2 protein-coding genes and 1 pseudogene are annotated in these 6523 nt (G+C 65.2%); 1 reads left to right on the forward strand and 2 read right to left on the reverse strand.

The window, feature by feature from the left end; all coding sequences use genetic code 11:
- Positions 1-1544 (forward strand): annotated as a pseudogene (locus ACLL9L_RS06590) (vitamin B12-dependent ribonucleotide reductase); the annotation flags it as partial.
- A 904-nt stretch (positions 1545-2448) separates the two neighbouring features.
- Here ACLL9L_RS06590 and ACLL9L_RS06595 read toward each other — a convergent pair.
- Positions 2449-5541 (reverse strand): DUF3427 domain-containing protein, encoded by a 3093-nt coding sequence (locus ACLL9L_RS06595; protein ID WP_411283846.1) that lies wholly within the window; start codon positions 5539-5541, stop codon positions 2449-2451.
- 90 nt (positions 5542-5631) lie between these two features.
- On the reverse strand, positions 5632-6150 hold the full coding sequence (locus ACLL9L_RS06600) for a matrixin family metalloprotease (protein WP_411283847.1): 519 nt from the start codon (positions 6148-6150) through the stop codon (positions 5632-5634).
- Between the last annotated feature and the right edge of the window lie 373 nt (positions 6151-6523).

Here is a 6523-nt window from a genome sequence, read left to right on the forward strand (position 1 = left end):
TGCACGGCGCGGCGTTTGCGCAGTCGGCGAAGATCGCGCGGGACCACGGCGGTCCGTTCGCGGGCTACGAGAAGAACCGCGAGCCGTTCCTCCGCGTGATGCGGAAGCACCGGGCGGCGCTCAAGGACATCGACCGGACGCACCTGCCGTCCGATCTGTTCCAGGCGGCGAAGGCGGTGTGGGACGAGGTGATCGAGCTGGGCGAGCAGCACGGCTTCCGCAACGCGCAGGCGACCGTGCTCGCGCCGACCGGGACCATCGGCTTCATGATGGACTGCGACACGACGGGCATCGAGCCCGACTTCTCACTGGTCAAGTTCAAGAAGCTCGTCGGCGGCGGCTCGATGCAGATCGTTAACCTCACCATCCCACGCGCCCTGCGCAAGATGGGCTACACGGGGGAGACCGTCGAGGCGATCGTCGAGTACATCGCCGACAAGGGTCACGTCATCGATGCGCCCGGTCTCAAGCCGGAGCACTACGAGGTCTTCGACACCGCGATGGGTGCGCGCTCGATCTCGGCGATGGGCCACGTCAACATGATGGCGGCGACGCAGCCGTTCCTGTCGGGAGCGATCTCCAAGACGGTCAACCTGCCTGAAGACGCCACGGTCGAGGAGATCTCGGATGTCTACATGCAGGGCTGGAAGCTCAGGCTGAAAGCCCTTGCCATCTATAGAGATAATGCGAAAGTTGGCCAGCCGCTCGCCGATGGCGGCTCGACTGCCAAGGGTCTCGCGGCTGACAAACTCGCTGCTGGCGAGGTCAAGGTCGAGAAGGTCATCGAGTACCGTCCGGTCCGCCGCCGGCTGCCGAAGCGTCGCGCCTCCCAGACGACGTCGTTCTCCGTCGGGGGGGCCGAGGGTTACCTCACGGCCGGCACCTACGACGATGAGCGGCTGGGCGAGATCTTCCTGAAGTTCGGCAAGCAGGGCTCGACCCTGGCCGGCGTCATGGACGCGTTCTCCATCGCCGTGTCGATTGGTCTGCAGTACGGTGTGCCGCTCGAGACGTTCGTCGAAAAGTTCACCAACCTGCGCTTCGAGCCGGCTGGCCTGACCGATGACCCGGACGTGCGGATGTCGCAGTCGATCATGGACTACGTGTTCCGCCGGCTGGCGCTTGACTACATGGACTTCGAGACGCGTGGCTCCATGGGGATCCACACCGCCCAGGAGCGGTCACGTCAGCTCGAGACGGGTTCCTACTTGGCCGACGAGACCGACTCCGATGACCTCGAAGACGAGCTGGAGTCCTACTCCCAGTCCGTCCAAGTCGCCAAGAAGGCCGAGCCGAAGGTGGAGGATAAGGCGGTCGAGGCTGGGTCCGCCGGTGCCGACAGCGCGGCGGTGGTGGGCTCCGGGTCCGGTGCCGCCTCAGCCCGCAAGGTCAGTGCCGAGATCCACTCGTCGGCCGAGCTCATGGAGAAGTTCCTGGGCAAGTCAGCGGACGCACCGATGTGCATGACCTGCGGCACGAAGATGCGGCCAGCGGGTTCGTGCTACGTCTGCGAAGGATGCGGCAGCACCAGCGGCTGCAGCTGATCGACTAGCTCCACGACGAAGGGCCCGGACGCCTGTGCGGGCCCTTCGTCCTGTGCCAGACCGGGTGTGTCAGAGGTAGAGGGTAGGAAGGACGTGAGGGTCGAACCGATCAACCTGGGAGATGACGTTGCAGCCCAAGTTGACTCGTCGTAGACGTCCAACCGCCGCCGACATCACGCCGGAGACACCGATTTGGTGTCCGGCCTGTCAGGCGAAGCATCCGGCCTCGGCATTCAACAAAGAGAGCCGCAAGTACAGCGGCCTCCACGGAGTGTGCCGGGAGGCTGAGCGACAAGCACGCCAGCCGCAGAGGGGCCACCTATCAGCTCAAGAAGTCGCCCGCGTCTCCAGGCCATCGTGATCGAGTGTCAACAGCAGGGGTGTACAGACTGCGGCTACTCCGACGTCCGCGCCATGGAGCCCGACCACGTTGTTCCTCGTGAGAAGTACGGGAAAGTCTCCCGGTTGGTGCAGATGTGCGTGTCGTCGCAACGAATTCGCGATGAGCTGGCGAAATGCCTTCCTCGATGTATCAGGTGACATCGCTGGTCGACGTCGGAGCAGCTTACGTCCGTCCTTCGCGGTGGCAGGAGGATTCCTCCATCATGGCAACGCCGAGTGGATCATCAGGACCTCATCGACCGTCTCCAGCTCGGCCAAGGGTGCAGGGACTGCGGGTGGGCGGGCTGGGCGCGAGGGCTTGACTTCGATCACGTGCGGGGAGTGAAGACAGCGCCCGTCTCTGGCCTCATCGCGAACAACCGCCCGTGGCTCGACATCGTCACCGAGCTCTTGAAGTGCGAGTGCGTGTGCGCCAACTGTCATCGGATACGGACCATAGAACGGCTGAGGGTGAAGTCTCGCGCAGCGGCCGAGTGACCAACTTCGGCCGCGATCGCAGGTCTTAGACCGCCACGCTAGCCGCTGTGAACATGCCAGTCGGCATGGGCTTTTCGAGTCGCCAAGTAATGGCGATCGGGCGCTCCCCTCGATGCTCGACGTAGTCGGCCTCACCAAGGAAGAGATATGGTGCGCCGCTGCCGAACGCGGTCACTTTCTCGTGCCGTGCGAACAACAGAATGTGAGTCGATCGCTCTTGATGGCAGATGTACCGCTGGCCAGTTGTTGACGCCACCGTCGTGCCTGACTGCGATTCCCAATGGAACAGCGACGGGCTGATCGCGTAGTCGCGATACATGGTGGTGGGGGAGTAGTCCGCCTCCGACTTCCTGAGGGTGACGAAGAATGCGTCAGTTTGGATGGTGTCCGAGAACAGAACGCCCTCGCGGAAGCTGTTGGGCTTGCGGCCATCGATCGACACATAGTCCAGCGCCGAGACAGCCTCCTCCCGGGTGTACCGGGCATGCACTCGGAGCGGGCGATCCCCGAGAGAGCCACCGAGCGGGACCGTCACGTGTTCGGCGCCCGCGAAACCGAGCTGAATGACGGATCGGAAGTCCTCCCGGGCTGCAGGCTCGTCCCGGAGGCGAGCCAGTCCCGCGGCATACGAGGCGTGGCCACCGCCATCTGGCCAGAGGGAGAAGAAGAGCATCCGTCCGTACCCCTGGAGGCTTGCATCCGCGTCTCCGTACGCCGGGGCATCGTCGCCGAGCCACCTCAAGTACGCGCTCGCTCGCACGGGGTCGTCGACGTGGACCAGCGCGCGGACCCGTTTCAGGAGACCTGCTTCATTCGGACCCCCCGCTGGGACAGAGACTCCGGCGTCCCGACGCAGTCCTGCCCAGGAGCGGTCGGAGCGCACGACATCCGCGAGCTCGACGCCAGAGTCTCGCAGGAACGTCGTAAGTTCTGTCGTGGGGTGGCCCTTCAGCTCGGCGATGAGCTGCTTCTTCGTCGTGCTGATCTGGCTCTTGATGTGTGCCAGCACGAGAGCCTGGGTCTGTCGATCAAGCACGATCTGGCTTCCGGCGGGCAGGAAGGGAAAGCCATGCTCGATGTCGCGGACAATCTGGGCGCGAGTCGAGCCGGTAAGCGCGCGATACCGCTGGTCGAAGCGGAACTCCTTCCGGTGATGACCAACGAAGTCGAGGGCCGTGAGGACCGCCTTGCCCGGTGCCGTGCGCAGGCCGCGTCCCAACTGCTGGAGGAACACCGTCGAGCTCTCGGTAGGACGGAGGAACAACACCGTGTTGATCGTGGGGATGTCGACACCCTCGTTGAAGACGTCGACCGCGAAGATGGCGTTGATGCGGCCGCTCCGAAGGTCGGCAATGGCGCGGTCCCGCGCGTCAGTGGCGGTGTCGCCGGTGATCTTGGCTGAGGGGATGCCGGCCCCCGTGAACACCTGAGTCATATACTCCGCGTGGGCCACGCTCACGCAGAAGCCAATGGCTTTCATGGCAGTGAGATCGGCGATCTTGTCCTCGACGGTCTTCAGGATGATCCGCGCACGCACGTGGTTGCCGGTGTAGAGGTTCGAGAGCGTTGCGGTGTCGTACGCGCCCGCCCGCCAGTCGACGTGCTGGAGATCCGTCCCGTCGGCGATGCCGAAGTAGTGGAAGGGCGTCAGCAGGTCTGCGCCTAGGGCATCCCAGAGGCGCAGCTCGGCGGCGGTTCGTCCGTCGAAGAAGTCGCGAACGTCGACCCCGTCGCCGCGCTCGGGGGTCGCCGTCAGTCCAAGGAGCTCGCGCGGTGCCAAGTGGTCAAGGATGCGCTTGTAGGTCCTCGCCTCGGCGTGGTGGAACTCGTCGATGACAACAGCCTCGTAGGCGTCGACAGGGATATTGGGGACTCCGTATGCCGTAAGGGACTGGACTGAGGCGAACACGTAGTCCCAGCGTTCTGGTCGAGCCCCGCCCACGTAGAGTTCGCCAAACTCTGGGTCTCCGAGGACCTCGCGGTAGGTCCGCATCGACTGCTGGAGGATCTCTCGTCGGTGTGCCACGAAGAGAAGCTTCGGCCGGCGACCTGCATCGAGGGCGAGCCCCTTGTAGTCGAGCGCGGCAACGACCGTCTTGCCGGTGCCAGTGGCGGCAACGATGAGGTTTCTGTGGCGATCGTGGACTTTGCGCTCAACGTCGAGAGATTCGAGCATCTGGGTCTGGTGCGGGTATGGACGGACCTCAAGTCCGGACAGCCCAAGAGTGACGCGGTCGTGGGTTCGAGACCCACCGGCCTCGGCTAGCGCGTCATCAAGGCGATCGCGGTCCGTGGCTGGGTCGTAGAGCTCGAACGAGGGGTCGTTCCAGTAGGTGTCAAACGTTGCGCTGAACTTCTCGAGCAAGGCCGGGGTCGCCACCGAGGAGAGGCGCACGTTCCACTCGACTCCGTCGAGCAGTGCTGCACGGGACAGGTTGCTTGACCCCACGTATGCCGTGTCAAAGCCCGTATTGCGACGAAAGAGCCAGGCCTTGGCGTGAAGACGCGTTCGAAGGGCGTCGTACTGGATCCTGACCTCCGCGCCGAAGTCGTTGATCAGTCGATCGAGCGCAACGCGCTCAGTCGCGCCCATGTAGGTGGTCGTGATGACGCGGAGCGTGACTCCGCGGTCTCGAAGATCCGCCAGCTCGCCCTCGAGGAGACGGATGCCGTGCCACTTGACGAAGGCGCAGACGAGGTCGACGTGATCGGTGCTGGTGAGCTCTGCCCGCAACTCACTGCCCATGCCTGGCTCGCCATGGGCGTTGGTCAGCAGAGCCGCGTCTGACAACGGCGTGGCTGGACGACCCCGATCTACCAGTGTGACCTGACCAGGCGCCCCCGGCCGGGTGAGGGAGAGCAGCTGGCTGGGGGCTTCGATGAGGATGTCTTCGTGGGCCTTGAGGTCCTCGAGGATTCGGTTGACGAGCTCGCGCCGCCTATAGGGGTCTGTCTCGCCGTGCAGAGCGCGAAGCACTGCCGCCCGGACGTGACGGCTAAGCACCTCCGGCTCATCAGCCTCATCGACTCTGCCAGTGAGCGGTGTCAGGACGTCGAGGTCATCCAACGCCTCCCGCAGGCGCTTGGTGATGAGGCTCTCGTAGAGCCCCTCGAGCATGCCTTCCCCTGTTTGCGTCACGGGGAGAGCTTGCCATTCGCGCGCCCTGGGTATCGCAAGCGGCGTCCTTCAATCAGGTAACGGCGCCCGTCACGCAGCGGCCGGGTCCCATGGATCATCGAGGGAGCCGCGCTCGCAGCGGCCCTGCCCAAGCTGGTAGAGCCCGCGGAGGTCGCCATCGCCAAAACTCACCAGTCCGAGGTTCTCGGCAGCCATCAGCTGGTGAGCATCGTCGACGTGGGCGAGGCCGACGACGTGGCCGAGCTCGTGCATGATCACCGCGCGCCCCGAGGCGTGGCCCTCCACGTCGCGAGCGTTCAGGGTGGCGAAGTAGTCGGCGTCCAGGGCCACCTGACCGGTCGACCAGGACCATCGCCCAGTCAGCGGGGAGGCGGAGGCCGAGCTGCCTCCGAGACCTGCGACCCTCCCCGCGAGACCTGGCACTTCGTCGGGCGTCGCCCAACCGACGAGGATGCTCTGAGGCGTCGGATCGAGCCCTCCAGACGAGCTCGTCCAGTCCTGGACGAGGGGGCGCGAGCTGTCGCTGGCATCCACCACGAGGTGCAGCCCGGTGGCGCGAGCGACCTCTGAGACCGCCTCACCAACCATGCGGTCACCATCCGGCGGAGCGCCTCGGTGGTTGACGGCGACGTGGATCACTGCGCAGGGATCGTACGTCACCGGATCGGCTGACTCGTGCTGCGTTTTCACGAAGGCGTACCCGCCCTGGCCTACTGGAGGCTTGGGCGGCGGTTGGTATGCCGTGGCCGCAGGCGGGGTCCCGCGGAAGAGCCGAGTCAGGTCGTGCCACTGGGCTGTGCCCTGGACCCTCCACCCCGCCAGAGCGATGACGACGCCGACAATGACTACAGAACGCAGCACCGCCGCTGGAAGCCGGGACTCTTCACCGGCTCGCCGTGATCGGCTGACCCGCGACGCAGCGGGTGGGTCGAGGAAGCCCGGGGTGGAAGCACCCTGCGCC

The organism is Lapillicoccus sp. (assembly GCF_046595215.1).
Lineage (GTDB): Bacteria > Actinomycetota > Actinomycetes > Actinomycetales > Dermatophilaceae > Lapillicoccus.

Excerpts from the sequence above, each read along its gene's own strand:
- ACLL9L_RS06600 (WP_411283847.1), bottom strand. The coding sequence starts at position 6,150 with ATGGTTGGTGAGGCGGTCTCAGAGGTCGCTCGCGCCACCGGGCTGCAC.
- ACLL9L_RS06595 (WP_411283846.1), bottom strand. The coding sequence starts at position 5,541 with ATGCTCGAGGGGCTCTACGAGAGCCTCATCACCAAGCGCCTGCGGGAG.